This is a genomic window from Sorangium sp. So ce302, from assembly GCF_051530145.1.
GTDB classification, from domain to species: Bacteria; Myxococcota_A; Polyangia; order Polyangiales; family Polyangiaceae; genus Sorangium; species Sorangium cellulosum_B.
The window spans coordinates 6,733,767-6,760,330 of sequence record NZ_CP150326.1 but is presented as its reverse complement, the minus strand read 5'-3'; the positions used below and the strand labels follow the sequence as shown (position 1 = coordinate 6,760,330).

16 protein-coding genes are annotated in these 26,564 nt (G+C 72.2%); 10 read left to right on the top strand and 6 right to left on the bottom strand.

What is annotated here, in order from left to right; all coding sequences use genetic code 11:
* Window positions 1–315 precede the first annotated feature (315 nt).
* Complete coding sequence (locus tag WME73_RS25495; RefSeq protein ID WP_437917434.1) at window positions 316–4,905, top strand: nSTAND1 domain-containing NTPase; 4,590 nt, start codon at window positions 316–318, stop codon at window positions 4,903–4,905.
* Window positions 4,906–4,930: 25 nt separating this feature from the next.
* Here the strand turns inward: WME73_RS25495 and WME73_RS25490 are convergent, their stop codons facing one another.
* Complete coding sequence (locus tag WME73_RS25490; protein WP_437738987.1) at window positions 4,931–6,181, bottom strand: MFS transporter; 1,251 nt, start codon at window positions 6,179–6,181, stop codon at window positions 4,931–4,933.
* A gap of 242 nt (window positions 6,182–6,423) precedes the next feature.
* Here WME73_RS25490 and WME73_RS25485 point away from each other — a divergent pair, with 242 nt between their 5' ends.
* Window positions 6,424–8,826 (top strand): hypothetical protein, encoded by a 2,403-nt coding sequence (locus tag WME73_RS25485; protein WP_437911202.1) that lies wholly within the window; start codon window positions 6,424–6,426, stop codon window positions 8,824–8,826.
* A gap of 47 nt (window positions 8,827–8,873) precedes the next feature.
* Complete coding sequence (locus WME73_RS25480) at window positions 8,874–11,087, top strand: hybrid sensor histidine kinase/response regulator (protein WP_437917433.1); 2,214 nt, start codon at window positions 8,874–8,876, stop codon at window positions 11,085–11,087.
* 54 nt (window positions 11,088–11,141) lie between these two features.
* Here WME73_RS25480 and WME73_RS25475 read toward each other — a convergent pair whose 3' ends face one another.
* Genes WME73_RS25475 through hisS form a run of 3 tightly spaced genes read right to left on the bottom strand, consistent with a single transcriptional unit; the run spans window position 11,142 to window position 14,793 of the window.
* Window positions 11,142–11,753, bottom strand: coding sequence for a COMM domain-containing protein (locus tag WME73_RS25475; RefSeq protein WP_437738984.1), 612 nt, complete (start codon window positions 11,751–11,753; stop codon window positions 11,142–11,144).
* Complete coding sequence (locus WME73_RS25470; RefSeq protein WP_437738983.1) at window positions 11,750–13,534, bottom strand: hypothetical protein; 1,785 nt, start codon at window positions 13,532–13,534, stop codon at window positions 11,750–11,752. The genes WME73_RS25475 and WME73_RS25470 overlap by 4 nt, the downstream gene beginning before the upstream one ends.
* A complete protein-coding gene (gene hisS, locus WME73_RS25465; RefSeq protein WP_437738982.1) occupies window positions 13,531–14,793 on the bottom strand; it encodes a histidine--tRNA ligase in 1,263 nt (420 codons plus the stop codon). Before hisS ends, WME73_RS25470 begins: the two co-directional genes overlap by 4 nt.
* 138 nt (window positions 14,794–14,931) lie before the next feature.
* On the opposite strand from hisS, the gene ruvX reads away from it, so the two are divergent.
* Window positions 14,932–15,354, top strand: coding sequence for a Holliday junction resolvase RuvX (gene ruvX / locus WME73_RS25460; RefSeq protein WP_437738981.1), 423 nt, complete (start codon window positions 14,932–14,934; stop codon window positions 15,352–15,354).
* Window positions 15,355–15,362: 8 nt separating this feature from the next.
* Here the strand turns inward: ruvX and WME73_RS25455 are convergent, their stop codons facing one another.
* Window positions 15,363–16,925 (bottom strand): serine/threonine-protein kinase, encoded by a 1,563-nt coding sequence (locus tag WME73_RS25455; RefSeq protein ID WP_437911201.1) that lies wholly within the window; start codon window positions 16,923–16,925, stop codon window positions 15,363–15,365.
* A 355-nt stretch (window positions 16,926–17,280) separates the two neighbouring features.
* Here WME73_RS25455 and rpsO point away from each other — a divergent pair, with 355 nt between their 5' ends.
* The 5 genes from rpsO (at window position 17,281) to WME73_RS25430 (ending at window position 25,161) form a co-directional block, all read left to right on the top strand.
* Window positions 17,281–17,547 carry a 30S ribosomal protein S15 gene (gene rpsO / locus WME73_RS25450; RefSeq protein ID WP_272093461.1) on the top strand — a complete coding sequence of 89 codons (267 nt, stop codon included), beginning with the start codon at window positions 17,281–17,283 and terminating at the stop codon, window positions 17,545–17,547.
* A gap of 555 nt (window positions 17,548–18,102) precedes the next feature.
* A complete protein-coding gene (gene pnp, locus WME73_RS25445) occupies window positions 18,103–20,376 on the top strand; it encodes a polyribonucleotide nucleotidyltransferase (RefSeq protein WP_437911200.1) in 2,274 nt (757 codons plus the stop codon).
* A 303-nt stretch (window positions 20,377–20,679) separates the two neighbouring features.
* On the top strand, window positions 20,680–22,107 hold the full coding sequence (gene pyk, locus WME73_RS25440) for a pyruvate kinase (protein ID WP_437738978.1): 1,428 nt from the start codon (window positions 20,680–20,682) through the stop codon (window positions 22,105–22,107).
* Window positions 22,104–24,014 carry a serine/threonine-protein kinase gene (locus WME73_RS25435; protein ID WP_437911199.1) on the top strand — a complete coding sequence of 637 codons (1,911 nt, stop codon included), beginning with the start codon at window positions 22,104–22,106 and terminating at the stop codon, window positions 24,012–24,014. Before pyk ends, WME73_RS25435 begins: the two co-directional genes overlap by 4 nt.
* A gap of 85 nt (window positions 24,015–24,099) precedes the next feature.
* Window positions 24,100–25,161 (top strand): hypothetical protein, encoded by a 1,062-nt coding sequence (locus WME73_RS25430; protein WP_437738976.1) that lies wholly within the window; start codon window positions 24,100–24,102, stop codon window positions 25,159–25,161.
* A gap of 18 nt (window positions 25,162–25,179) precedes the next feature.
* On the opposite strand, the gene WME73_RS25425 is transcribed toward WME73_RS25430, so the two are convergent.
* Window positions 25,180–25,938, bottom strand: coding sequence for a class I SAM-dependent methyltransferase (locus WME73_RS25425; RefSeq protein ID WP_437911198.1), 759 nt, complete (start codon window positions 25,936–25,938; stop codon window positions 25,180–25,182).
* Window positions 25,939–26,034: 96 nt separating this feature from the next.
* Here WME73_RS25425 and WME73_RS25420 point away from each other — a divergent pair, with 96 nt between their 5' ends.
* Window positions 26,035–26,532 carry a hypothetical protein gene (locus WME73_RS25420; RefSeq protein ID WP_437738974.1) on the top strand — a complete coding sequence of 166 codons (498 nt, stop codon included), beginning with the start codon at window positions 26,035–26,037 and terminating at the stop codon, window positions 26,530–26,532.
* Window positions 26,533–26,564: the final 32 nt, after the last annotated feature.

Here is a 26,564-nt window from a genome sequence, read left to right as displayed (position 1 = left end):
AATCGCTGGAACGTCGAGTGAACTGAGATTGTGGGGAAGGGAGCCGTCCGGGCCTCCAGAGCGGCGATGCCGGACGGGGCGCGGGGGACGATGCCATCGAGCAAGGATAGGCAGCAAGGCTGCCTGAGCGTCGAGCCGGATACGCCGTTGAGCTCTCTCGTCTCGAGCAGCGCTCCTGGTGAAGAGGCGGTGCGCACGCTCGCGCTCCCCGAGCTCGCGCGCGCGGGGGCCGCGGCTGGCTCGATGCCCGAGGAGCGAGCGCAAGAGACCGCGGTCCGGTCGTCACCGGCGTCGAAGACGCTGGCGGGCGCGACGATGGCGTACCGCGCTCAGGGCTCGACGCTCGTGGATGCCGGCGGGACGATCAAGCACTACGAGATCATCCGCGAGCTGGGGCGGGGGGGCATGAGCATCGTGTACCTGGCCCGGGACACGAAGCTCGGGCGCCTGGTCGCGATCAAGCTGCTGCTCGAGTACAGCGGGCAGGGGATCGAGCGCTTCCTGGCCGAGGCCCGCGCGACGGCGAGCTGCCGGCACGAGCACATCGTGGTGATCCACGAGGTGGACGAGCTCCGTGGACACCCGTACCTCGTGCTCGAGTACATCAAGGGTCGGACGCTGAGCCAGTGGCGAGCCGAGCGCGAGCGCTCCGGCGCGCCGGGCCCGATGGCGGTCGAGCTGGTGGTCGAGCTGATGATCCCGGTGGTCCGCGCGCTGGTCTGCGCGCATGAGCTCGGGATCGTGCACCGCGATCTCAAGCCGGAGAACATCCTCATCGACGACGCAGGGTGCATCAAGGTGGTCGACTTCGGGATCGCCAAGCAACTCGATGCCAAGCTGCTATCGACGCTCACGGAGGCGCGGGGGGAGCTCCCGGGAGATGATGAACAGAGCTTTCGGAGCGCGCTCGTGGGCACGCCGTCCTACATGTCGCCCGAGCAATTGCTGGGTGAGGACGTGGACGCGCGCAGCGACCTCTGGGCCGTGGGCATCCTCCTGCACACGCTGCTCACGGGGGCGCACCCGCTTGACCCATCGCCGATCGAGCGGCTCGCGGACATCGTGAACTTCGATGTTCCCATGCCGCGCGTCAGCGCGCGGCGCCCTGATGCGGGCGCGCTGGGCGCCCTCGTCGACCGGTGCCTGAAGAAGCGGAAGGACGAGCGCATCGGCTCGGCCAGGGAGCTGCTCGCCGAGCTCGAGGCGCTGCTGCCCGGTCGCAAGGCGCCCGGGCTCGGCGAGGACGACTGCCCGTTCGCGGGGCTTTCCGCGTTCCAGGAGTCGGACGCAGCGCGCTTCTTCGGCCGCGATCGGGACGTGACCGCCATGACGGCGCGGCTGCGCTACCAGCCGCTCGTCACGGTCGCCGGGCCCTCCGGGGCGGGCAAGTCGTCGTTCGTGCGCGCGGGGGTGATCCCGGCGTTGAAGCGCTCCAGCGACCGCTGGGAGACGTTCACCCTGCGCCCGGGGCGCCACCCGATGGCGGCGCTCGTCGATGTGCTCGCGCAGGTGGCCGAGTCCGAGCGCGCGGGCGCGCAGGCGGGCCCGGTCGAGCTCACCGGGCACGGTGGGATCGTCGCCACCTTGAGCGCGCAGCCGGGCTACCTGGGCGCCCGGCTGCGAGCGCGCTGCCGCCGTCAGGGGACGAGGCACCACGTCCTGCTCTTCGTAGATCAGTTCGAGGAGCTGTACACGCTCGGCGCGAGCCGCGAGGAACGGGCGGCGTTCGTCGCCTGTCTGGAGGGCGCGGCCGACGACGCCTCGTCGCCCCTGCGGGTCCTGCTCGCCATCCGCTCGGACTTTCTCGATCGCGTCGCCGATGACTACGAGTTCATGACCCACGTGACTCGTGGTCTCTCGTTGCTGCCGCCCATGGGGCGCGAAGGCTTGCGTGAAGCTTTGATGAGGCCGCTGGAGACGGCCGGTCTTCGCTTCGAGACCGCCGAGATGGTCGAGCACATGCTGGACACGCTGGAGAGCACGCGCAGCCCCTTGCCGCTGCTGCAATTCACGGCCGCGAAGCTGTGGGAGGCGCGGGACCGCGCGCGCCGGCTGCTGACGCGGGACAGCTATGAGCAGCTCGGCGGCGTGGCCGGGGCGCTGTCCGCGCATGCGGACGCGGTGCTCTCGGCGCTGCCGGTGCGCGAGCAGCGGCTGGCTCGGGCGGTGCTGGTGCGCCTTGTCACGCCCGAGCGCACGCGCGCGGTGGTCAGCCTGGACGAGCTGTGTGAGCTCGCACAGGACAGCGAAGACCACGCCGGTGAGGCGATCGCGCAGGTGGTCCAGCACCTGGCCGGGGCGCGGCTGCTGCTCACCGAGGCCGGCGGCGAACGCGAGGGCACGACGGTGGAGCTGGTTCACGAGTCGTTGATCGAGAGGTGGGCAAAGCTCCGGCAGTGGCTCGCCGAGAGCGAGCAAGACGCGCAGTTCCTCGCCCGGCTGCGCGCTGCGGCCCAGCAGTGGGAGGCGAGCGGTCACGCCGAGGGGCTGCTCTGGCGCGATCGTGCGGCGCACGAGGCTCGAGCGTGGCGTGAGCGCCGCCGGGCCGAGCAGGGCGCCGAGTGGCGCTCCGGGCTCGGCCAGCGCGAGGAGCGCTATCTCCTTGCCGTCGTGGCCCTGTCCGAGCGCGCGCGGCGACTGCGGCGGCAGATCGCCATGGGCGTGATCGCGATGCTCACCGCGATCGCGCTCATGGTATCGACCCTCGCGATCAGCGCCGACCGGCAAGCCAGGCGCGCCGAGCAGCAAGCCGCGCGCGCCGACCAGGAAACGGCCCGTGCACAGGCCGAAGCCCTGCAAGCGCGCAACGCCACCCGCATGGCCGCGGCGCGCGAGCTGCAGGCCGACCCCACGACCGCGCTCTCGATATTGCGCGAGGTCGAGCCGCCCGATGTGCCGCGAGGGTGGGCCGTCCTGGCGCGCGGGGCGCTGCACAGCTGGGTCGCTCGGGCGGTGCTCACCCATCCAGGCGGCGTCATGGGGGCGAGCTACAGCCCCGACGGCAGATACATCGTCACCGCGTCGTTGGACAAGAACGCGCGCGTGTGGAAGTCCGACAGGACGGGTGAGCCGCTGGTCCTCCGAGGTCATGAGAACGGGGTCAGTTCCGCGGCGTTCAGCCCTGATGGAAGGTGGATTGTCACGGCGTCATGGGACGGGACCGTACGTGTGTGGAAGGCCGATGGGACGGGCGAGCCGCTGGTCCTCCGGGACCATGAGGGGCGGGTCAATTCGGCGGCGTTCAGCCCCGATGGCCAGCGCATCGCCAGCGCGTCCCACGACAGGACCGTACGTGTGTGGAAGGCCGATGGGACGGGCGAGCCGCTGGTCCTTCGGGGGCATGAAGCTCCGGTCTATGCGGTGGCATTCAGCCCTGACGGCAAGCGCATCGCGACCGGATCGTACGACCACACCGCGCGCGTGTGGAGCGCGGATGGCACCGGCGAGCCAGTCGTCCTTCGCGGCCACGAGCACGAGGTTCAGGGGGTGGCGTTCAGTCCCAATGGCCAGCAACTCGTCACGGCGTCGTCGGACAAAACCGCACGTGTGTGGAAGGTTGATGGGACGGGCGAGCCGCTGGTCCTCCGGGGTCACGAGGCTCCGGTCTATTCGGCGGCGTTCAGCCCCGATGGCCGGCGCATCGTCACTGGGTCCCGGGACAAGACGGCGCGGGTGTGGAAGGCCGACGGGACGGGCGAGCCCCTGGTCATTCGTGGTCACCAGGATGCCGTCTGGGCGACGTTCAGCCCCGACGGCAAGCGCATCGCGACCGCATCGTACGACAACACCGTGCGCGTGTGGAGCGCGGATGGCACGGGCGAGCCGCTGGTCCTTCTCCGTGACCAGGAGCCGATCGCATCGGTGGCGTTCAGCCACGACGGCGGGCGCATCGTGACGGCGCCCGAGGACAGGACCGCGCGCGTGTGGAACGCGGATGGCACCGGCGCGCCCGTGGTCCTTCGCGGTCACAGGGACGTGGTCCATTCGGTGGCGTTCAGCCCTGATGACAAGCGCATCGTCACGGCGTCGTGGGACAGGACGGCGCGTGTGTGGAACGCGGATAACACCGGCAATCCAGTGGTCCTTCGCGGTCACGAGGCTCAGGTCTGTTCCGCAGCGTTCAGCCCCGATGGCGAGCGCATCGTCACGGCGTCGTGGGACAGGACGGCACGTGTGTGGAACGCGGATGGCACCGGCGATCCAGTGGTCCTTCGCGGTCACGAGGCTCAGCTCTATTCAGCGGCGTTCAGCCCCGATGGCAAGCGCATCGTCACCGTGTCCTTCGACAAGACGGTACGGGTGTGGAACGCGGGCGGCGAAGGTGAGCCGCTGATCCTTCGCGGTCACGAGGATGTCGTCTACTGGGTGGCGTTCAGCCCCGACGGCGAGCGCATCGCTACGGCCTCCTGGGACAAGACGGCGCGCCTATGGAACGCGGATGGCGCCGGCGACCCGGTGGTTCTTCGCGGTCACGAGCACTGGGTTCTGGGGGTGGCGTTCAGCCCTGATGGCAAGCGCGTCGTCACCGGGTCCCAGGACGGAACGGTACGGGTATGGAATTCCGATGGTACTGGCGAGCCGTTGGTTCTTCGCGGCTCCGAGTCTCCGGTCAACAGCGTAGCGTTCAGCCCCGACGGCAAGCGCATCATCAGCGCGTCGGATGACAGGGCCGTCCGGGTGTGGACCGATCTGGAGCCGCTCCACGGCGTCGATGACCCGAAGCTGTGGGCTGCGACGACCTACTGCATGCCGATCGAGCGGCGGATAGAGCTTCTCCGTCTGCCAGAAGCCCTGGCCCGGACCCATCAGGAAGACTGCCTGCGCCGCGTCGCGGCGGCCCGCGTGGCCGCCCCCGGGTCCCAGCCAGGCTCGGCTGCCCGACCGAGCGACACCGCCGGTCGATGACAAGCACCCTCCATCGAGCGCGCCCTCACCCCGCCCGCAGCCTCCACACCGCGGGCCGCAGCAGCAGGATCGGCGCGGCAAAACCCGCGATGACGAACGCCCAGACGGTCGCCTCCACGCCGAGCCGCCCCGCCAGCCAGCCGGCCGCCAGGGTGCCCGCCGGCAGGAGCGCCCCGGTGAGCACATGGAGCGTTGCATCGACCCGGCCGAGCACGTGCAATGGCAACATGGATTGCCGCGTGCTCACCGCGTGGATCATGAACGCCATGAGGAACGCGTCCCCCACGAGCTGGTGCACCACGAGGGCAGGTACCGCGAGCCGCCCGAGCTGCGCCGCCAGCGGGATGAGCGCGCAGCTGGCCTGACTCATGAACAGGCTGAGGATCATCGCCGGCCCGGCGCCCAGGCGGCGGCCCAGCCAGCCCGCGAGGAAACTGCCGCCCAGCGCGCCGATGCCGCCCACGCTGATGATCAGCCCGACCGTGGTCGTGTCCAGCCGCAGATGCTCCAGGAGATAGAGCATGTACAGCGCGGAAAAGACCCCGCCGAGCAGGAGGGCATGGGCGCCCATCGCCAGGAACGTCGCCCCGACCACGGGGTGGCCCAGGCCGTGGCGCAGCCCGACCCGGAGGTCCTCGACCAGCGAGGCGCCCCCATCGCCTCCGCCGCCCGCGGGGACGGCCGGCGCCTCCGCCGCCCGGATGCGCCCGAGGAGCGCCGCCGACACGAGGTACGACAGCGCGTCCACCACCATCGTCACCGGCGCCGTCAGCACCTGGATCAGGATGCCCGCGGCGCCGGGGCCGGCGATCTCCGCGGCGGCCTCGGTCCCCTCCAGCCTGGCGTTTGCCTTGACCAGGTGGTCCTGCCCCACCAGCGCCGGCAAGTAGGCGTTGTCGGCGATCTGGAACAGCGACGTGGCCATGCCCACCAGCGCGGCCACCACGGAGAGCTGGAGCAGGGTGAGCGTGCCGGTCCAGGCCGCGATCGGGACCGAGAGGATCAGCGCCGCGCGCACGAGATCCGCGCCGACGAGGAGCGGCCGCTTGCGCGAGCGATCGACGACCCCGCCCGCGAAGAGCCCCACGAGGACGCCCGGCGCGGTGGACACGGCGGAGAGGACCGCCACGCCCGACGCGTCGGCCCCGAGGCTCACGATGGCGATCACGGGCAGCGCCGTGCGGCTGATGCGGCTGCCTACCGCGCTCACCGCCTGCGCCGCCCAGAGGCGCAGGAAATCGGGATGGTGTGAGAGGCCGGCGGGGGGAGGGGACATCGTCTGGGGCGTGAGCAGAGCAGAAAAGAGGAGGGAAGGAGAAGCGCGCACTATCGAACGCGGCTGATCGGCGGCCATGCGATCACCGCTCACGGTTTCGTCGGGTCCTCGGAAGACACCGCCCTCCTCCCTGAACCGTCCATCGAGAACGCAACTCGCTCGATTGCGCCGGGGCGCCCGCATCCCGCTCGCCTCTCCGGGCAGGCGCGGCTACGAAGGCAGGCCTGGAGTCCCACGCGACCATGCCCACGCTGCTGCGTTCACCGGCCACGAGGCTCGGCGCCGCGCTCGTCGCGATCGCGATGGCGCTCGTCGGCTTCCTGCCCCTCTTCGACGGCCCCGGCTACGAGAGCGCGCTCGCCGCCGGCCTGATCGTCCCGGGCGCCGCGGCGATCGTGACCGCCCTCGACGTCGCCGCGCATCGGCCGCCGCCTGTCGAGGCGTTCCGCCGCGGCGTCGCGTGCGGCGCCCTGTTCGCGCTCGTCGCGTACGCCACCACGCTGGCGCACGGCCTGCGCGCCGGCTTCTGCGATGTGCTCGGCGGCTCGGCGCACTTCGCCCTCGGGCCCGGGCTCGGCGCGGCGCTCGGCGGCGCCTGGGGCGCCGTCGCGGGCGAACTCGCCGCCGGCATCCGGCGCGACGACGCCGCGCCTCCCCGCCCGGCGTGGCGGCGCCGGCTCATCGCCGTCCTCGCGGCGCTCGCCGCCCCCCTCGGCGCGATCGGCGTGAGCGCCGTCCGCTTCTACACGAGCCCGATCGTCTTCGCCTACGACCCCTTCGCCGGCTTCTTCAGCGGCACGCTCTACGACACGGTCGTCGACGCGTCCGGGCTGCTGACGTACCGCGCGGGGACGCTGGCCACCCTGTTCGCCGCGTCGGCGCTCGCGCAGCACCTCGTGCACGACGCGGGCGGGCGGGTGTCGTTCCAGCCGCAGGGCCGGCCCGGGCTGCTCCTGCTCGGCGGCGTGAGCGCCGCGCTGAGCGCCGCGACCGTCCTGGAGGGCGCGCGCCTCGGCCACTTCCAGACCTCCGAGAGCATCGCGGCCGAGCTCGGCGCGCTCTCGAAGGGCCAGCGCTGCGAGGTCGTCCACCCGCGCGGCGTGCGCGAGGCCGACGTCCAGCGCTTCGTGCGCGAGTGCGACGCCCACATCGAGGCCGGCGAGCGCTGGCTCGGGGCGCCCGCGGTGGTCGACGGCCAGCCGCTCCGGGTCCGCGCCTACCTGTTCGAGAGCGCGGCGCAGAAGGGCGCGCTCATGGGCGCGTCGCGCACGTACGTCGCGAAGCCGTGGCGCCGCGAGGTGTACCTGCAGGCCGCCGGCTACCCGCACCCGACGCTCGGGCACGAGATCATCCACGTGCTCGCCGGCGCCTTCGCCCGCGGCCCGTTCAAGGTCGCCGGGCGGCTCGGCGGGTGGCTCCCCGACCCGGGGCTCATCGAGGGGATCGCCGTCGCCGGCTCGCCCAGGGAGGGCGAGGACCTGAGCCCGCGCGCGTGGGCCAAGGCGATGAAAGATCTCGGGATCCTGCCGTCGCTCGCGCGCCTGTTCGCGCTCGGCTTCCTCGCCGAGAACTCGTCGACCGCCTACACCGTGAGCGGCGCGTTCGTCGGCCACGTGCGCGCGACGTACGGCGCGGACGCGGTGCGCGCCTGGTACGGCGGCAAGGCGCTGCCGGAGATCACCGGCGCCTCGTGGGAGGTGATGGAGCGCGCGTGGCACGCCGATCTCGACGCGCTCACGCTCCCCGACGCGGCGAAGGCGCAGGCGAAGGCCCGCTTCGATCGGCCGGCGCTCTTCGAGCGGCGCTGCCCGCACGTGGTCGACGCGTGCACCCACGAGGCGGAGGAGCTGCGCGCGCGCGGCGACCACGAGGGCGCGATCGCCGCGTACCGGCGCGTGCTGTCGCTCGACCGGAGCCCCGCGCCGCGCATCGCCATCGCCGAGACGCGGCTCGCCAGCGACGCGCCCGGCGAGCGCGGCGAGGGGATCCGCGAGCTCGAGGGCATCGCCGGGGACGGGTCGATCCCGCGCCACCTGCGCGATCGCGCGGCCGAGCGCCTCGGCGACGTCGCGCTCGCCGCGGGCGACCGGGAGCGCGCGGCGGCGCGGTACAGCGAGGTCGCCGGCCGGCTCGTCGACGAGGATCGGCTCCGGACGCTCGACGTGAAGATCGCCGCCGCGAACGACGAGCGCGCCCGCGCGGCCATCGTCGAGCTGCTGATCGGCACGCGCGGCGGCGCGCCCGACAGGCTCCGGGCGGCGGAGCTCCTCGGCGCGTGGGCCGCGCAGTCCCCCGGCGACGGCCTGCCGAACTACCTGCTCGGCCGCCATTACCTGAGCGACGGCCGCTTCGATGAGGCCGCCGATCGCCTGGACCGCGCGCTCGCGGCCCACCTGCCCGTCCAGCGGGTCTGGATCGAGGCCGAGCGGCTGCGGCTCGTGGTCGCGTGCGGCGTCGAGGACGTCGAGACCGCCCGCAGGATGTTCGCCCAGTACGCAGCGCACGACGGGGCCGCCGGCACGGGGCCCGCCGTGAGCGAGGAGCGCCGGGACGCCGCCCTCCGCCTGCTCGAGCGCTGCGCCGGCGCGGCGGCCCGGCCTACGTCCCCGGCGACCGCGGGCGACCCGCCGGCCGGACAAAAGTGAAGAATGCCTCTCGTCCCTGCGCGCTGACGTGGTGAGATGTCGTGGAAATGCACGCTGAGCCTGCGAGCGAGAGGGTTGGCCGCCTCGTCGCGCTGAACGCCGTCCTCACCGTCGTGGCCCGCCACTCGAACCTGCTCCTGCCGAGGCCGTTCGAGGAGCTCGCCGGGGCCGTCGGCCGGTTCGCCGCGTTCCAGCTCCTCGCGGTGGTGTTCCCCGAGCCGGAGGGCGGGCTCCGCGCGTACGCGGTCTTCCGCGGCGACGCGCTCGCCGCCGCGCCGTTCGGCGCGCGCCAGCCGGCGCCCGCGGCGCTCTTCCGGCGGGTGTTCGCCGAGGGCGAGCCGTTCTCCTGCGACGACACCCGCGCGGGGGACGCGCTCGCCGAGATGGGGGCCAGTGCGGGGTGCCTCTCGTACGTCGCGCTCCCGGTGCGGGCCGCGCCTCCGGGCGCCCAGCCCGGCCACCCCGCCGCGCGCTCCGGGCCGGCCGGGGCCGGCGGCTTCGGCTGCCCGATCATCGCGGCGCTCGTCGTCGGCTACGGAGACGCCGGCGCGGCGGCCTCGGCGCCGATCCCGCTCCTCGAGGAGATCGCCGACGCGCTCGGCGCAGGCCTGGATCGCTCGCTGCGCGTCGTCGCCGGGGAGCGCGAGGCCGCCGAGCGGCTGCTCAGGATCCGCGAGCTCGAGGAGCAGCACCGGAACCTCCTCGACAACGCGCCGCTCATCATCTTCCGGCTCGATCCCGAGTCCGGCGAGCTCTCGTTCCTGAACCGGCACGCCGAGCGGCTCCTGGGCGTGCCGGTGGCCGAGGCGCTCAGGACGCCGGGCTTCCTCGGGGAGGCGCACGCCGACCCGGAGGGCGTGATGTGCTTCGAGGACGCGGTCGCGCGGGCCAAGCTCGGGGCCCCGTCGGCCTCCTACGAGGCGCGCCTGCGGCGGCGGGGCGGCGACGCGATCACCGCGCGCGGCACGGTGTACCCGCTCGTCTCGGATCGCGGCCGCGTCGTCGCGATTGAGGGCGTCCTCGCGGACGTGAGCACCGAGCACGCGGCGCGCACGCGGCTCATCCAGGTCGATCGCCTCTCGACGCTCGGCACGCTCGCGGCCGGCGTGGCGCACGAGATCAACAACCCCGCGGCGTTCATCCTGCTCGGCCTGGACATGCTCGACCGCCTCCTGCGCGGCCCGAACGTGCGCATGGAGGGCAGCGCCGCCTCCAGCGCGTCGGAGCTCGTGAAGGAGCTGCGCGACTCGATCAAGCGCATCGTCGACATCGTCCGCGATCTCAAGCTGTTCGCGAGCCCGCCGCAGCCCGAGGGCTCGCGGCGCACGCTGACGGACGCGAACCGCACGGTCGAGTCCGCGCTGAGCCTCACGCGCGGCCAGATCATCGAGCGGGCGCAGATCGTGAAGAACCTCTCCGAAGTGCCGCCGATCCTCATGGATGACGGCCGGCTCGGCCAGGTCATCGTGAACCTCCTCGTCAACGCGGCCCAGGCGATCCCGAAGCCGAGCTCGAAGCACGAGGCCCGCGACCAGACGGTGACGGTCGAGACGCGGAGCGACGGGGAGACGGTCGAGATCGTGGTGAGCGACACCGGCGCCGGCATCGCGGAGGAGAACCTGCCGCGCATCTGGGCGCCCTTCTTCACGACGAAAGGTCCGGAGGTCGGCACGGGGCTCGGGCTGTCGATCAGCCGCGAGATCATCGAGCGCGCGGGCGGGCAGATCACGGCGGAGAGCCCGGTCCCTGGGCGCGTCCCGCCCGGCGGCGCGCGCTTCATCATCTCCCTGCCCGCGGCGGGGCGGACGGACGAGGCGACGCCGAGCGTCTCGCCTGTGCCGCGGCTCGTCTCGAAGCGGGTGCGGGTGCTCGTGGTGGAGGACGAGGCGTCGCTCGCCCGCGCGCTGTCCGATCAGCTGGGCCGCGTGCACGAGGTGGCGCTCGCGCCGAGCGCCGACGCCGCGATGGGGATGCTCGCGGGCGGGCAGCGCTTCGACGTGGTGCTCTGCGATCTGCGCATGCCCGGCATGTCGGGCGACGTCTTCTACACGCGGATCCACGAGAGCGATCCTGTGCTGGCCCAGGGGTTCATCTTCATGACCGGCGTGGGCTTCGGCGCGGACGTCGAGCGGTTCCTCGCGTCGTCGGGCCGCCCGCTCCTGGAGAAGCCGTTCTCCGCCGAGGACGCGCTCTCCGCGATCGCGGAGGTCGTCTCCGCGAACTCCGCGCCCCGCGCGGAGGCGCGCGACAGCAGCAGGTAGAGGCGCGCGCTGTCGCCCGCAGGACGCCGTCGTCCATCTGAGCGGCGCGCGCGGTCAGCCGAGGATCTGCGCGCAGAGCCGCTGGAGCTCGCTCAGCGTCTCTGGGGTCGCCTGGAGCGTGATGCGGGAGCGGAGGTCGCCCTCCTGGTAGCTCAGCGTGAGCACGACGACGGGGGCGGCGATCTTCGCGCCGCGGTTCGCGGTCGCGATCGTGTCGATGCGCCAGTCGATGCCGGTGAGCAGCTTGCCGTGATCGAGCAGCGCGCCGCGGACGATCTCCCGCCGCACGAGCGCCCTGGCCTGGTCGTAGCCGGCGAGCAGGACGGCCTGGATCTCCTCGGCGTCCTGGCCGGGCGCGAGCGCGGCGATGTCGGCCGCGAGCGCGGCGCGATCGAGGTCGAGCTTGCTCGCCTCGCGGATCAGGAAGCGGCACGCCTTGAGCACCCGCGCGAGCGCGTCGGACGCGACCTCGTGCCGGCGGCAGAACGCGTCGAGGAGCCGCTCCACGGCGGCGGGCACCGGCTCGGCAAGGCTGGGCCCGAGCGCCTCCCAGAGGCGCTGCCGCGCGCCCTCGGGCAGCTCCAGGAGCCGGCGCAGGTCGACGGCGAGCTCCGGGGGCGGCGGCGCTCCGCCGAGGCAGCGGAGCTCGGCACCGCGCGGGCTCATTGGCTCAGCTGGATCGGGACGTAGAGCGCCCGCATCGTCGCCGCCGTGCCCGCGCGCGTGTACCCGGCGAGGCCGAACAGGACGTTCCACCAGTGACCTTCCGGGGTCTCGCCGTACGAGAACAGGGGGACGAGGTGGAACTCCCACTCCTTGCCGTTCCGCACCCGGTGCTCCCGGTACACGGTGTTGAGCGCGACCTGCGTCACCGACGTCGGGTCCGCGAACCGGAAGAAGAACGGCAGGGCCACCGTGGTGCGCGACGTCGGCGACGCGAAGTCCCAGAGGAACGGCGCGACGACGAGGTGCGTCGAGTCGCGGTTCCTCCCCGAGTAGAAGAACGGATAGATGTCCGTCTCCCAGCCGGTGAGATCCCGCGTGTGCCGCACGAGCGGCGTGAGCCACGTGGTGTCGCTCAACCCGTGGCGCTTGAAGCGGCCGTAGAACGGGAAGAGGACGAGATCATCGCTGCGCGGCGAGGTGTTCCGGTAATAGAACGGGAGCAGGAACGTCCGCTCGAGATCGATGGACGGATCCCGGTACTGCCAGAAGAGCGGCGTGATCATGTCGAGCTCCGTCCGCCCTCGGTAGCGAGCGTAGCCCCAGGTCGCGAAGGTGCTCTCCCCCTCCTCCCCGCGCGCCGTCAGGAAGAGCGGCGTGACGAGCAGGCTCTTGTTGCCCTCGTACCCGTAGTGGAAGAACGGGAACAGCGTCGTGCGATCGTGGTTCTTGCCCCAGCTGTGCCAGTAGAAGGGCATGATGTTGAACACGTCGCCCTTGCGGGAGTGCTGCCACATCAGCGGGCCCCACACGTTCGTGGAGCGGTCTCCGACGTCGCTGTAGTGGTAGTAGTGCAGGAGCGGCGGGATGACCTCGTACTCGCTGCTCTCGTCGTGGCCGTAGAAGTAGAGGGGGGCCAGGCCGAGATCGATCTTGTCGGCGGAGCGCGTGTCGCACGCGGGGCCGCCCTTCCAGCTGCAGTAGAGCGGGCCGATCAGGTTGAAGCCGCTCCGCGCCGTGTGGTGCGTGAAGGTCAGCAGGGGAGGGATGTGGAAGTAGCCGCTCCCGTCGTCGCGCTTGCCCTCGAAGAAGAGCGGCGCGAGCCAGTTGTCGTGCCGGCCCGGCTCTGCCTTCCGCCCCGGGCTCGCGGGGCGACCCTCGGACTCGCGGTGCATGAACGGGCCGACGATCGTCGTGTACGTGTTCTCGTCGCGGAGCTTCCAGAAGAAGGGGAAGAGCACGTCGGCGTCGACGTCCTTGCTCCGGCGGTTGTAGTAGAGCGGCGTCACCATCGTGGCGCGGTCGCCGGGCATCCGGCGCTCCGCCCACAGGGGGAAGACCGTCCTGAACTGGTAGCTGCCGCTCCGCTCGCTGTAGTAGGGGCCGTACCAGTCGCGCTGGATCTCCGCGGCGCGCCCGACCTCCCACTCGCCGACGTCGTTCGTGCCGATCTGCTTCTTGACCGCGGGCGGCACCGCCAGCGGGTCCTCCGGCAGGGTCGGCTCCTGGGTCTGGATCGGGCTCTCCTCGGACGTCGGCGCCGCGTGCGTCTCCGGCGTGCCGGGCGGCGGCTTCGGCGGCGCGCTCGCGGGCGGCGGCTGCGTCATGCCGGGCTGGCCGAAGCCGAGCTGCGCCGCCGCGACGGACGGCGCGGCGAGCGCGGCCAGCGCCGCGGCGAGCGACAGCGCCGATCGCGCGCGCCGAGCGCGGCCCCGCCCCTCGCCCGCCGGCGCGCCGCGCGCCCCTCGCGAGCAGCCCTGCGCTCCCATCGCCTCGGAGGTCAACGCGCTCCCCGCTGGCCGCCGGGCGACGCCTCGAGGGCCCGATCCGCGAGCACGCGCGCCGCACCCTCCAGCGGGATCTCCTCCTGCACGTGCGCCACCAGATCCTTGATCTGGAGCACGCCGCGCTCGATCTCCGCGTCGCCCAGGATCACGCAGAGCCGCGCGCCGAGGGAGTCCGCGCGCCGGAGCATCGCCTTGAGCCGCCCGCCGCGCCCGTCGAGCTCGACCGGGACGCCGAGCGCGCGCAGCTGCTTCGCCAGCACGAGCGCCTGATCCGCGCCGCTCTGGCCGAGCGGGGCGAGGAAGCAGCCAGGCCTCCGGCGGGGCGAGGCGCCGGGCATCATCGTGAGCAGCCGCTCCATCCCCATCGCGAAGCCGATCGCGGGCACGCTCGGCCCGCCGAGCCCCGCGACCATGGCGTCGTAGCGGCCGCCGCCCGCGAGCGTGCTCTGGGCGCCGAGATCGCCCGCGGTCGCCTTCACCTCGAAGAGCGTGCGCGTGTAGTAGTCGAGCCCCCGCACGAGCGACCGATCGACGACGTAGTTCACGCCGAGCACGTCGAGGCAGCGGCGCACGCCCTCCCAGTGCGCCCGGTCCGCGTCGTCGAGCAGATCGAGGATCGACGGCGCGTCGCGCGACACCTCGTGATCGCGCTGGTCCTTCGAGTCGAGGATGCGCAGGGGGTTCTTCTCGAGGCGGCGCTGCGAGTCCTCGCTGAGCTCGGCCTTGCGCGGCGTGTAGTGGGCGAGCAGCGCCTCGCGGTAGCGCTCGCGCGTGCCCGCGCTGCCGAGCGAGTTCACGTGAACCACGAACTCGCCGACCCCGATGTGCTGCAGGAAGCCGGCGACGAGGTCGATCGTCTCGGCGTCGCAGAGCGGCCCGGGATCGCCGAAGAGCTCGCAGCCGGCCTGGTAGAACTGGCGGTAGCGCCCCTTCGCCGGCCGCTCGCCGCGGAACATCGGGCCGAGGTAGTACCAGCGGGTGACCGGCTCCTTCGCGTGGACCGCGTGCTCGACGTAGGCGCGCGCGGCGCCCGCGGTGCCCTCGGGGCGGACGGTGAGCTGATCGCCGTGGCGTTCGAAGGAGTACATCTCCTTCTCGACCACGTCCGTCGTCTCCCCCATCTGGTGCCGGAAGAGCTCCGTTGGCTCGAGCAGCGGCGTGCGCACCTCGGCATAGCCGTGGAGCTCCGCGTGGAGGCGGAAGGCCCCCTCGAGCTTGTGCCAGCGCTCCACCTCTTCGGGGAGGATGTCGTTCATCCCCCGTACCGCGCGCAGTTCCATCGCGCGGCGCTTATGGTCGGTGCTGGCGAGCGGGTCAAGCCGGTCGGATGCTTCCGGGTTACGCTCGGGTCTCGCCGGCGCGTCGCCCGAGGGCTATGGGGTCTTTCCAGAGGCATGGCGAAGGCGAAGGCACGCGCTGCGGCGATCGATCTTGGGAAGGCCCGCGTGGGCGTGGCGGTGACCGACGAGCTCGGGCTCTACGCGCACCCGCGGCCGCTGCTCGACGGGCGAAACCGGAAGGCGCTCCTGGAAGCTCTTGCGGCGCTCGTTCGGGACGAAGGCATCACCCGGTTCCTGGTGGGGCTGCCGCTCGAGATGAACGGGGACGAGGGGCCCGCCGCGCGGCGGGCGGTGGCCTTCGCGCAGGCGCTGGCGGACGCGGCCGGCGTCGAGGTGGAGCTCATCGACGAGCGGCTGACGACGGTCGAGGCGGCACGGCGGCTGCGCGACGGGGGCGTCTCAGGGCGGAAGAGCAAGGAGCGCGTCGACGGGGCGGCGGCGGCGCTGCTGCTCCAGGCGTGGCTGGACCGGCGCTAGGGGCGGGGCTACCGGTTCTCGCTGCGGAGCAAGAGGTACGCGCCGGCGGCGCCGACCGCGCCGACCGCGAACAGCACGACGTCCCACATGGGCCACGCGACGCCGGCCGCGCGCCGGAGGACGACGGCCTCCACCACCCGCACGAGCAGCGACGCGAAGCCGTACGCGCACAGGCCGACCACGATCGGCCGGCGCAGGTTGTCGGCCAGATCGACCGCCTTCATGCTGTTGTTCCAGACGGTCTTGCGCACGTGGCTCGCGCTGATCAGCGCGGGGGTGATCAGCGCGAAGCCGATCCCGGACGCGAGCAGGACGGCCTCGAGGCCCGTCAGGTTGTCGGTCACCTGGCCGCCGCGCGACAGGCGGATGATCGCGGTGACGAGCGTGATCAGGCTGCCGGCGACCCAGAAGAGGCCGAGCGCGAAGAGCAGCAGGATGAGCGGCCTCGCCATGCTCACCTGCTGCGCCTGGCGGAGCTGCATCGTCGGCGCCACGCGCGGCGCCGAAGGCATCGACACCCGCGGCCCGGGCGACCCGGGGGCGTCGAGCTCCTTCGGCTCGGACTCGCTGGTGTCGTAGAGCGCGAGCTCCGCGTCGAGCTCCTCCATCGTCTGGTACCGATGGCCGGGCTCCTTCGCCATGGCCCGCTGGATGATCATCTCGAGCGGCTCGGGGATGCTCGGCTCGAGCGAGCGCGGGCGGGGCGGGTCCTCGGTGAGGACCGCGGTGAGCGTCGCGGTCGGATCGTTGCGGTCGAACGGGCGGCTGCCGGTGAGGGCGCAGTAGAGGATCGCGCCGACGGCGTAGATGTCCGCCCGGTGATCGACGCGCTCGCCGCGGGCCTGCTCCGGCGCCATGTACGAGGGCGTGCCCATGATCATGCCGGTCTGCGTGAGCGCGGCGCCCGGCGCGTCGTCGACCTTGGAGATGCCGAAGTCGATCACCTTGGCCGTCGGCATCGCGAGGTCGCCGGTGAGGAACACGTTCTCCGGCTTCATGTCGCGGTGCACCACGCCCTTCGCGTGGGCCGCGGCGAGCGCCTTGCAGATCTGCCGGACGATGCGCACGGCGGGGCCGGTCTTCATCTTGCCGGCCTCGTTGAGGTAGTCGGCGAGCTCCTTGCCTTCGAGGAACTCGTTCACGAGGAACGGACGGCCCTCCGCGGTGCGGTGGACGTCGAAGACGGTGACGACGTACGGGCTCTGCACCGCGGCCGCGGCCTCGGCCTCGCGCTGGAAGCGCGAGATCACCTGGGGCTGCCGCGCGAACTCCGGGTGCAGCATCTTGATGGCGAACCGCTTGCTGGAGATCCGCGTGTGGCGCGCCTCGTAGACGCGCCCCATGCCGCCCTCGCCGACGACGCGCACGACCGTGTACGTCTCGTTGAGCGTCTTGCCGACGAGATCGTCGCGGAGCGCGTCGTCCTCCGACTCATCGAGCGTCGCGGCGTCGCGCGGGCAAACCCTGAACTCGGCCGGGTACCGGACCCCGCAGGTGGGGCAGACCTTGGGGGTCGAGTTGTCGCTCCCGGAGGTCGGGAGCGCCGTGGCGGAGGAGGAGAGGCTCGTCATCGCGTTCGCGATATGAAGGTCCGACTGCGAGCCGCGCGCGTCCGACTGCGGTCGGGAGGCTTCGTCGGGGGGCCGGATGGTGCCGGGCATCGCCGACCGAGGGTAACCAATCGGCCGTTCTGGGGGTGACAAATCGCGCGGCCGTGTCGACCGCGTTGACGGACCGAGGCACCTGCGTATACTCGCGCGCTCCTCAGCTCACTGGCCTGAACTTCGCGGGCTCCCGCCACTACGGGCGTGGGGCTCACATTCAGGCGTCACTTGGCCAGCCGCCGGTCCCGTTCTTCGGTTTTCGGAGAGGACGAGCCGGCCCGGACGCTCGGTAGCGCACCGGCAGGGCCATGGAGAGCCAGCCATGCTGCACTCGGTTCAGAAGACGGACATCATCCAGAAGTACGCGATCCACGACGGCGACACCGGGTCGCCGGAGGTCCAGATCGCCCTCCTCAGCGAGCGGATCAACCAGCTGCAGGAGCACTTCCGCACGCACCAGAAGGACCACCACTCCCGCCGCGGCCTGCTGAAGCTGGTGAGCCAGCGCCGTCGGCAGCTCGACTACCTGAAGCGCGTCGACATCGAGCGCTACCGCGGCCTCATCAGCCGCCTCAACCTCCGCAAGTAGCGCGATCCTCGGGCCGATCAGGCCTGAGGTCCCGGCGCGAGGCGTGTGCCGCACGCCCGCGCTGCGCGAAAGCAGGCGACCTCGCCTGCCGTCGGCCTGCCGGGCCTGTCTGTCCCACCTGCTGCTTCACCCCACCGCCGGCGGTTTGCCCCAGGGGCCCGTCCACGTGTGATCGGTGCTGCTCGCGGCCCGCACGCGTGCGGGCCGCCTCATCCGCGGCTCCGCGCCCGCCTTTCTGCACAAGCACCCCTGCGCGCGCGGTCGTTCCGGTCCCTTCCGTTCGGGAGGTTTTGCGGGACGCACCCCTGAACGCCTGCGTTTTGCGCTGGCGAGAGTGGAGCGGACGCTCTAAGGAGGTCACTCATTGACCACGGACCGGCGGGGCGATCGGGCCTCGCCGTTCCCGAGCGCGGGCTCCGCGCGTCTTCGTCTTCGCTTCGTGCGCAGCAGGTCGGCTCCTGCGCAGGAACCGAGGAAGAAGAGCAGCCCCTCGCGCTCGGCGTAGCGCCGCACGCAGCGGCCCTCGCGATCGTGCGAGAGAGAGCTGAAATCCCAATGTTCGTTCGTGAATCCGTCATGGTGGGTGGCCGTGCCCTCACCCTCGAGACCGGCCGCCTGGCCAAGCAGGCCCACGGGGCCGTGCTCGTCACCTACGGCGATACGATGGTGCTCGTGACCGCCGTCTCGCAGGACGAGCGGCCGGGCCTCGACTTCTTCCCCCTCACCTGCGAGTTCGTCGAGAAGACGTACGCCGCCGGCAAGATCCCCGGCGGCTTCTTCAAACGCGAGGCGCGCCAGCGCGAGGAGGAGATCCTCTCGAGCCGCCTCATGGATCGCCCGCTCCGCCCCCTCTTCCCGGAGGGCTTCAAGCGGGACACGCAGATCATCGCGACCGTCCTCTCCAGCGACAAGCAGAACAAGGCGGACGTCCTCGCGCTGACGGGGGCGAGCGCCGCGCTGCACATCTCGGACATCCCCTGGCACGGGCCGGTCGTGGGCGTGCGCGTGGGCCGGCTCGACGGCGAGTTCGTGGCGTACCCCACCGTCGCCGACATTGAGCGCTGCGACATCGACCTCGTCGTCGCCTGCTCGCGCGACGCGATCGTGATGGTCGAGGGCGGCGCCGCGGAGGCGACCGAGGCGGAGATCATCGACGCGCTGATGTTCGCGCACGAGACCGCGCAGCCGGTGATCGATCTGATCGAGAAGATGCGCGCCGCGGTGGGCAAGCCGAAGCGCGAGTTCGTCGCGCCGGCGCTGCCGGACGAGATCAAGCGGCGCGTCGCGCAGATCGTCGACGCGGACCTGAAGGCCGCGACGAAGGTGACCGACAAGAAGGCGCGCTACGACGGCTACAGCTCGCTCAAGAAGAAGCTGACCGAGACGCTGAGCGCCGAGCTCGGCGCCGAGAAGCTCCTGCCCGTCCAGGGGCTCGTGAAGGCGGAGTTCGAGGAGCGCAAGGCGCACGTCGTCCGCACGTACGTGATCGAGGAGGGCAAGCGCATCGACGGCCGCGACGGCAAGAGCATCCGGCCGATCATGTGCGAGGTCGGCCTTCTGCCGCGCGTGCACGGCAGCGCCCTGTTCCAGCGCGGCGAGACGCAGGCGATCGTCACGACGACGCTCGGCACCTCGACCGATGAGCAGAAGATCGACGGGCTCATGGGGGAGACGTGGAAGCGCTTCTACCTCCACTACAACTTCCCCCCCTTCTCGACCGGCGAGACGAAGCCGCTCCGCGGCCCCGGCAGGCGCGAGATCGGCCACGGCGCGCTCGCCGAGCGCGCGCTCTCCCGGATGATCCCGGCGCCGGATCAGTTCCCGTACACGATCCGCATCGTGTCGGAGACGCTCGAGTCGAACGGCTCGTCGTCGATGGCGGCCGTCTGCGGCGGGTGCCTCTCGCTCATGGACGCGGGCGTGCCGATCAAGTCGCCCGTCGCGGGCATCGCGATGGGGCTCATCATGGAGGGCCAGCGCTACGCGGTGCTCTCGGACATCCTCGGCGACGAGGATCACCTCGGCGACATGGACTTCAAGGTCTGCGGCACGGCGCGCGGCGTGACCGCGATCCAGATGGACATCAAGATCGCGGGCCTGAGCCGGCAGATCCTGGCGCAGGCGCTGGATCAGGCGCGCGAGGGGCGGCTCCACATCCTGGGCAAGATGCTCGAGACGCTGCCGACCACGCGGCCCGAGCTCAGCCAGTACGCGCCGCGGATCACCACGGTGCGCGTGAAGCCCGACCAGATCCGGCTGATCATCGGCCCCGGCGGCAAGACCATCAAGGGCATCGTCGACCAGACCGGGGTCGCGATCGACGTCGAGGACGACGGCACGGTGAACGTCGCGTCGGCCGACTCCGACGCCGTGAAGAGGGCGCTTGACATCATCAAGGGCCTGACGGCCGAGCCCGAGGTCGGCGCGACCTACAAGGGGACGGTCAAGCGCATCACCGACTTCGGCGCCTTCGTCGAGATCCTCCCGAACACCGACGGCCTGCTGCACATCTCGGAGATGGCCCACACGCGCGTCGAGCGCGTCGAGGACGTCCTCAAGGAGGGAGATTCGCTCGACGTGAAGGTGCTGAGCGTCGATCGCGAGGGGAAGATCCGGCTGAGCCGGCGCGAGCTGCTCCCGCTCCCGGAAGGCGAGGAGGGCGATCGGGCGCGCGAGCGCATGGCGCAGGCGCGCGACGCCGGCCCGCCGCCGCGGCGCGATGGGCCGGGCGGGCGAGGCGGCGATCGCGGCGGCGATCGCGGATCGCGGCCCGGCATGGAGCGCGACCGAGGCGGACCGCCGCGCGAGCGCCGAGAGCGCCGCTCCTAGTCACAAGGCTCCAGGCGGGATCTCATGCCGCGCTGCGGCGCGCGCCCGAGCCGTCCCGCCGCTCACTCGCCCTCAGAGAGATCTCCGATTCGCAGCGATCCGCGGCCGTGCGCGCGGATCGCTGCTGCGCACGGCCGGACGCCGCGCTCCGCTGCTGCGTTGACGCGCACGTGCGCCGCGCCGCGCCGCGCCGCGCCGCGCCGCGGCTCATCCCCAGCTGCTTTGTTGGAATCCGGTGAAGTCCGCATGGCCCGTTCACAATCAGGGTAGTGTCGCGACCCCTGCTCGTGGCATGCTCCGCCCGTGCTCGTACGCAGAGCGAAAATCGTCTGTACCATTGGCCCTTCGTGTGACTCTCAAACGACGCTGGAGCAGCTTATCCGCGCCGGTATGGATGTCGCTCGACTCAACTTCTCTCACGGCTCGCATGAGGATCATGGCAAAGCAATCGCCACGGTCCGTGCGGCTGCGGAGGCATGCGGGAAGCCTGTGGCGATCCTGCAGGACCTCTGCGGCCCGAAGATCCGAGCCGGTCGCTTCCCCGGCAACACCTTCGAGGTGGCTGACGGGGCTACCGTTTGGCTGACCGAGGCGAACAGGGACAGCCCTGTCGCGACGCCCGGCGAGATCCCGATCCTCTACGAGGGGCTCGCGTCCGATCTGCAGGCCGGCGACGTCATCCTGCTCGACGACGGCCGCGTCGTCGTCACCGTGACCAAGGTCGAAGGGGACCGCGTCCAGGCCGGCGTGACGCAGGGCGGACGCCTGCGCGATCGCGTCGGCGTCCACCTGCCCGCCAGGCGTGTGCGCATCTCCGCGCTCACCGAGAAGGACAAGGCCGACCTCAGCTTTGGCCTTGCGCAGGGGGTCGACTACGTCGCCCTCTCGTTCGTCCGCAACGCGGACGAGGTCCGGCACGTCCGCGACATCTGCGAGGCCTGGGGTCGCCCGACGCCGATCGTCTCCAAGATCGAGACGCCAGGCGCCATCGACAACCTCGAGGCGATCATCCTCGCCTCGGACGGGGTGATGGTCGCGCGCGGCGATCTCGGCGTGGAGTTCAACCCGGAGCGGGTGCCGATCATCCAGCGCGAGATCCTCGGCCTCGCCCGCGTGCACCAGAAGCCGGTCATCGTCGCGACCGAGATGCTCCAGTCGATGGTGACCGCGACGCGCCCGACGCGCGCCGAGGCGAGCGACGTGGCGACGGCCGTCTTCGACGGCACCGACGCGGTCATGCTCTCGCAGGAGACCGCGACCGGGGCGCACCCCCCGCTCGTCGTGCGGATGATGGCCCGCATCGTGACGGAGGCCGAGCAGAGCTCGTTCTACCGTTATCTCTCGAGCGAGCAGCCTGGCCAGCGCGCCAACGTCCCCGAGGCGACCGCGCGCAACGCGTGCGACATCGCGCGGGACATCGGCGCGAAGCTGATCGTCGCGTTCACCGAGAGCGGCCTCACCGCGCGGTACGCGTCGAAGGCGCGCCCCGTCGTGCCGATCGTCGCCTTCTCGCCGAACGAGACGACGCGCCGGCGCCTCGCGCTGCTCTGGGGCGTCGTGCCGCTCCCGATCGACGCGCTCCGGAACTCGGACGAGATGATCGAGCGCGCCACCGGGTACCTGCTTGCGAACGGCCTCGTCTCGCCGGGCGACAAGCTCGTCACCATCTTCGGCGCTCCTGTCGGCGTCTCGGGGTCGACCAACACGATTCGGGTGAAGGTCGTTGAATGAGCCTGCCCGCCCGCGATAGGGGCTCGTCGGGCGAGCAGGATTCCCTCTCCAGAAACGCGGGCGCAGACGTCCTTCCGAAGCTCGAGAAATACGAGCTGATCGAGGAGCTAGGCCACGGCGGAATGGCCACGGTCTACCGCGCCCGCGACCCGCGGCTCCGCCGCGAGGTCGCCGTCAAGATCATCCACAAGCACCTCCGGGAGAACGCGGAGGTCGGCACCCGCTTCGTCGCCGAGGCGCGCGCGGCGGCGAAGCTGCGCCACCCCGGCATCGTCGAGGTGTACGACGTCTCCAGCGAGCAGGACCGCGAGCGCTACCTCGTCGTCGAGCTGCTCCGCGGCGCCACGCTGCGCAAGATCCTGGGCGCCCACCGCGAGATGCCGGCCGAGATCGGCGCCGCGGTGGTGCTCGAGCTCTGCGACGCGCTGGAGCACGCGCACGCGTCGGGGATCATCCACCGCGACGTGAAGCCGGAGAACGTGCTCGTCGAGCTGCCGTCCGACCGCGCCGGCGAGAGCCGGGACGGCGCGAGCGTGGTGATCAAGCTCACCGATTTCGGTATCGCCAAGATCCTCGACGCTCAGGGCGTCACCTCGACGGGGCAGGTGCTCGGCTCTCCGGCGCACATGGCGCCGGAGCAGATCGAGGGCGGCGAGGTCGACGCGCGCACCGACGTGTTCGCGCTCGGGGTGCTCTTCTACGAGTGTCTCGTCGGGCACCTGCCGTTCGAGGGCAAGAACCCGGCGCAGGTGCTCCGCAAGGTGCTCGAGGGGATCTACCCGGAGGCCGAGCGTGAGCGAGCCACCGTGGGCGCGCGCTGGAGCCGGATCATCGCGGGCGCCCTCGCGCACGACATCGCCGCCCGCCCGGCGAACCCTCGCGCGCTCGCGGATCAGATCAGGGCCGAGCTCACGGCGCTCGGGATCGCGGAGCCGCGCGCCGAGCTCGCCGCCTACTTCGCCGACCCGGCAGGCTACGCCGAGCGGCACGTCGCGCGGCTCGTCCCGTGCCTCGTGGCGCGCGCGGAGGCCGGCCGCAAGCGCGGCGACGTACCCGGCGCGGCCGCCGACTACAACCGGGCGCTGGCCCTCGCGCCGAACGACCTCACCATCCTCAAGCGGCTCGCGAAGCTGAACGCGAGCCGCAACCGGCAGAAGCTCGCGCTGCGCGCGCTGCTCGTCGCGCTCGGGTCTGTGGCGCTCGGCCTCGCCGCGTTCACGATCGCCCGCGCGCTCCGCGACCCGCCGCCGGTGGACGGGGACGCGCTCGCGGCGGCCGAGCCGCCGCCGACGCCGCCGACGCCCATCGACGCTTTCATCCCGTCGCCGAACGTGCGCGCGGTCGCGCCGAGCGCCAGGGAGGTCGCGAGCGCGCCGCGGCCCCGCGCGCGGCCACCGTTGCCGCACATCCCGCCCTCGGCCGCGCCGACGGAGGACGTTCCGGCGGTGCGCGACGTCGTCTTCCAGATCGTCCCGAGCGGCGCCAGGCTGGTGCTCGATGGCGTCGAGATCAGATGGTTCGGCGCGAACAAGGTCACGCCCCTCAAGATCGGCACACACACCGTTCACATCAGCGTGCCCAGCTCGCGGTGCTGCAAGCCGTACGCGGGCGTCATCTCGGTCGTGGCGCCGAAGCCCGGCGTCTCCGCGCCGCAGCGGATCATCCACAAGCTGGAGATCCTGCCCAGCACGATCGTCCTGAGCGGCGCGCCGCCGAGCGCGCAGGTCGCGTGCCCGCAGATCGGCCTGATCGGCTACGCGGGCACCCCGCAGGCCGTGACCTTGAACGACGTGTCCTGGAGCGGGAGCTGCCTCTTCACGCCCGCGTCGCCGGAGGCCGCGCCGCGCGTCGGCAACGTGACGCTGGTGGCCGGCGAGCCGAACACGGTTTCCTGGCCGTCCGGCTGACGGCATTGCCGTCATTGTGGCGTCCGCTCCGGAATTCTCAGCATCCTCGTCCAAACTCCGCTACATCACGGCGCACCCCTTCCGCATGGCTGCGCGAACTCCAGGCAGGAGATCTCCCGGCGCTCGCTTCCCATCGGTCGGGGGCTGCCGCGCCCTGCGCGCGCCGCGGCGCCTCGCGGCGGCGGCCGCCGCCGCCCTCGCGCTCTGCTTCGCGGCGCCGGCGCGCGCCGACGACGTGCAGCAGTTCGAGCTCGCCAAGACGCGCTTCGACGCCGGGCATTATGAGGAGGCCGTGAGCCGCTTCGCGGCGATGCTCGATCCCGCGAACGCGCCCTGCGAGCGCGGCCCGATCGAGGCGGAGGGCAAGCCGTGCAGGATCTCCGAGCCCGGCCTGGTCGAGCGGGCGCGCGGCCTCGCCGCCGCGGCGCTCGTGGCGCTGCGGCGCACGAGCGAGGCCGACGCGTACATCGAGAAGATCCTCCTCGACAACCCGGTGTACTCGCCGAACCCGGCGGTGTTCCAGCCCGAGGTCCTCGATCGGTTCACCGCGGTCCGGGCGCGCATCCGGGCGCGCATCGAGGAGGTGACGCGGCAGAAGGCCGAGGCGCAGCACGCGGCGCGGCTGCGGGTCGAGCGGAGCCGCGCGGACGAGCGCCGCTGGGTCGCCGAGATCCATCGCCTCGCCGGGCGCGAGCGGGTCGTGGCGCAGAACTCCCGCTGGACCGCGATGCTGCCCTTCGGGGTGGGGCAGTTCCAGAACGGCGACGATGGGCTCGGGTGGTTCTTCCTGGTGAGCCAGGCCGTCGCCGGCGGGACCTCGATCGTCTCGGCGATCGCGCTGGCCAGCTACGAGAACGTCGACATCTCGCCGAGGTCCTCGGGGCAGGGCGGCGGCCCGATGCAGAGCGTCGACATCGACGCGCTGAACAGCCGTATCGGGACCGCCGCGGCCGTCAACCGCGTGGCCTTCGGGGCGTTCGCGACGCTCGTCGCGGCCGGGATCGCCCACGCGCAGATCACGTTCGTCCCCGAGCGGGTCTCCTTCCGGACGCGCCCCGTGCCGCCGCCGCCGCCGAGCTTCACCGCCGCGCCGACGATCTCCGTGGTCCCCGGCGGCATGGTCGCGGGGCTCACCGGACGGTTCTGACCGGGGGCGCCGCGCGGCTCACGCCTTCCGCGCGGCGGCGATCCAGAACCCGCCGAGCTGCGCGAGCGGCGTGTCGCACAGCGCCCACTCCGCCCGGTGCAGGAGGCGCCCGAGGCCCGGCACGCGCATCGCGGCCGCGAACGGCGTCACGATGCGCACCCCGCGCGAGGCGACGACGCGCACGCCGTCCGGCATCAGGGCGGCGGCGGCGGTCGGCGCGTCGAAGCGCGTGAAGACGGCGCTCTCCCGGGTCCTGTCGCTGATGGCGCCCGCCGGGCCGAGCCGCTTCACGAGCCCGCGCAGGCTGTAGGGGTTGTAGAACTCGGCGATCACGTGCCCGCCGGGCCGCACAACGCGCGCCATCTCCGACAGCGCGCGACGGACGTCCTCCACGTGGGCGAGCACCTTGAACGAGCACGCGACGTCGAAGCTCTCGTCGGCGAACGGCAGGTCGGTCGCGCTCCCCTCCACGACGTCGAGCCCGCGCTCCCGGGCGCGATCGAGCATGCCGGGCGAGAGATCGACCCCGCGGGCGGCGCGCGCGAACGCGCCGATCCGCGCGAGCAGGAGCCCGGTCCCACACCCCACCTCGAGCACGTCGCGGCCCTCGCCGAAGCGGCGCACGAAGTCGACCTCGAGCGCGTCGACGAGGTCGTGGTAGCCCCCGGGATCGCGCCCTCCGCGCCGGGCCTCGTAGCGCGCTGAGAACTCGTCGTAGTACGCCCGCGTCGCGCGCAGGTGCTCGTCCGTGCCGACCTCTACCGTCTGGGCTCCCATGGGCCCGCTATAGTACTCCGCGCCGCGCGCTGCCCGCGCTCCTTGCGCTCCTTGCGATTCACCGCGCCGGGCCGCATCTCTCCTGCGAGGTGACCCATGAAACCCGGCGACCATCCCGATTTCTTCCGCTTCGCGCCGCCCCCAGGGACCTCCCGCGAGAGCTCGATCCGGCTCGATCGCGAGGGCCGTTTCTGGCACGACGGCGCCCGGGTCGACCATCCGGCGCTCGAGCGCGGGCTCCGGTCCTGGATCGGGCGGCACCCGGACGACGGCCGGCCGATCCTCACGAACGGCTACGACTGGTGTTACTTCCAGGCCGAGGACGCGCCGCTCTTCGTCGACGCGCTCCGGATCGGCGAGGGCGGCGCGGTCTCGCTGCTCCTGTTCGACGGCACGGAGGAGCCGCTCGATCCGGCGACGCTCTCCCTCGGCGAGGACGGCGTCGTGTACGCGCGCGCCCGGAGCGGCGCGCTCGAGGCGCGCTTCTCGCGCCACGCGCAGACGCAGCTCGCCCCGCTGCTCGTCGAGGCCGAGCCGCCCACGCTCTGCGTCGGTGGGCGCGAGGTCACGCTGCCCCCGCGGGCCGCGCGCTAGCCCCGCGCGCCGGAGATCCAGAGGAGGATCGC

What these genes read in the sequence shown, in the direction of transcription:
- WME73_RS25485 (WP_437911202.1), top strand. Translation starts at nt 6,424, where the DNA reads ATGCCCACGCTGCTGCGTTCACCGGCCACGAGGCTCGGCGCCGCGCTC.
- WME73_RS25490 (WP_437738987.1), bottom strand. Translation starts at nt 6,181, where the DNA reads ATGTCCCCTCCCCCCGCCGGCCTCTCACACCATCCCGATTTCCTGCGC.
- rpsO (WP_272093461.1), top strand. Translation starts at nt 17,281, where the DNA reads ATGCTGCACTCGGTTCAGAAGACGGACATCATCCAGAAGTACGCGATC.
- hisS (WP_437738982.1), bottom strand. Translation starts at nt 14,793, where the DNA reads ATGAACGACATCCTCCCCGAAGAGGTGGAGCGCTGGCACAAGCTCGAG.
- ruvX (WP_437738981.1), top strand. Translation starts at nt 14,932, where the DNA reads ATGGCGAAGGCGAAGGCACGCGCTGCGGCGATCGATCTTGGGAAGGCC.
- WME73_RS25495 (WP_437917434.1), top strand. Translation starts at nt 316, where the DNA reads ATGGCGTACCGCGCTCAGGGCTCGACGCTCGTGGATGCCGGCGGGACG.
- WME73_RS25455 (WP_437911201.1), bottom strand. Translation starts at nt 16,925, where the DNA reads ATGACGAGCCTCTCCTCCTCCGCCACGGCGCTCCCGACCTCCGGGAGC.
- WME73_RS25475 (WP_437738984.1), bottom strand. Translation starts at nt 11,753, where the DNA reads ATGAGCCCGCGCGGTGCCGAGCTCCGCTGCCTCGGCGGAGCGCCGCCG.
- WME73_RS25425 (WP_437911198.1), bottom strand. Translation starts at nt 25,938, where the DNA reads ATGGGAGCCCAGACGGTAGAGGTCGGCACGGACGAGCACCTGCGCGCG.
- pnp (WP_437911200.1), top strand. Translation starts at nt 18,103, where the DNA reads ATGTTCGTTCGTGAATCCGTCATGGTGGGTGGCCGTGCCCTCACCCTC.
- WME73_RS25420 (WP_437738974.1), top strand. Translation starts at nt 26,035, where the DNA reads ATGAAACCCGGCGACCATCCCGATTTCTTCCGCTTCGCGCCGCCCCCA.
- WME73_RS25430 (WP_437738976.1), top strand. Translation starts at nt 24,100, where the DNA reads ATGGCTGCGCGAACTCCAGGCAGGAGATCTCCCGGCGCTCGCTTCCCA.
- WME73_RS25480 (WP_437917433.1), top strand. Translation starts at nt 8,874, where the DNA reads ATGCACGCTGAGCCTGCGAGCGAGAGGGTTGGCCGCCTCGTCGCGCTG.
- WME73_RS25435 (WP_437911199.1), top strand. Translation starts at nt 22,104, where the DNA reads ATGAGCCTGCCCGCCCGCGATAGGGGCTCGTCGGGCGAGCAGGATTCC.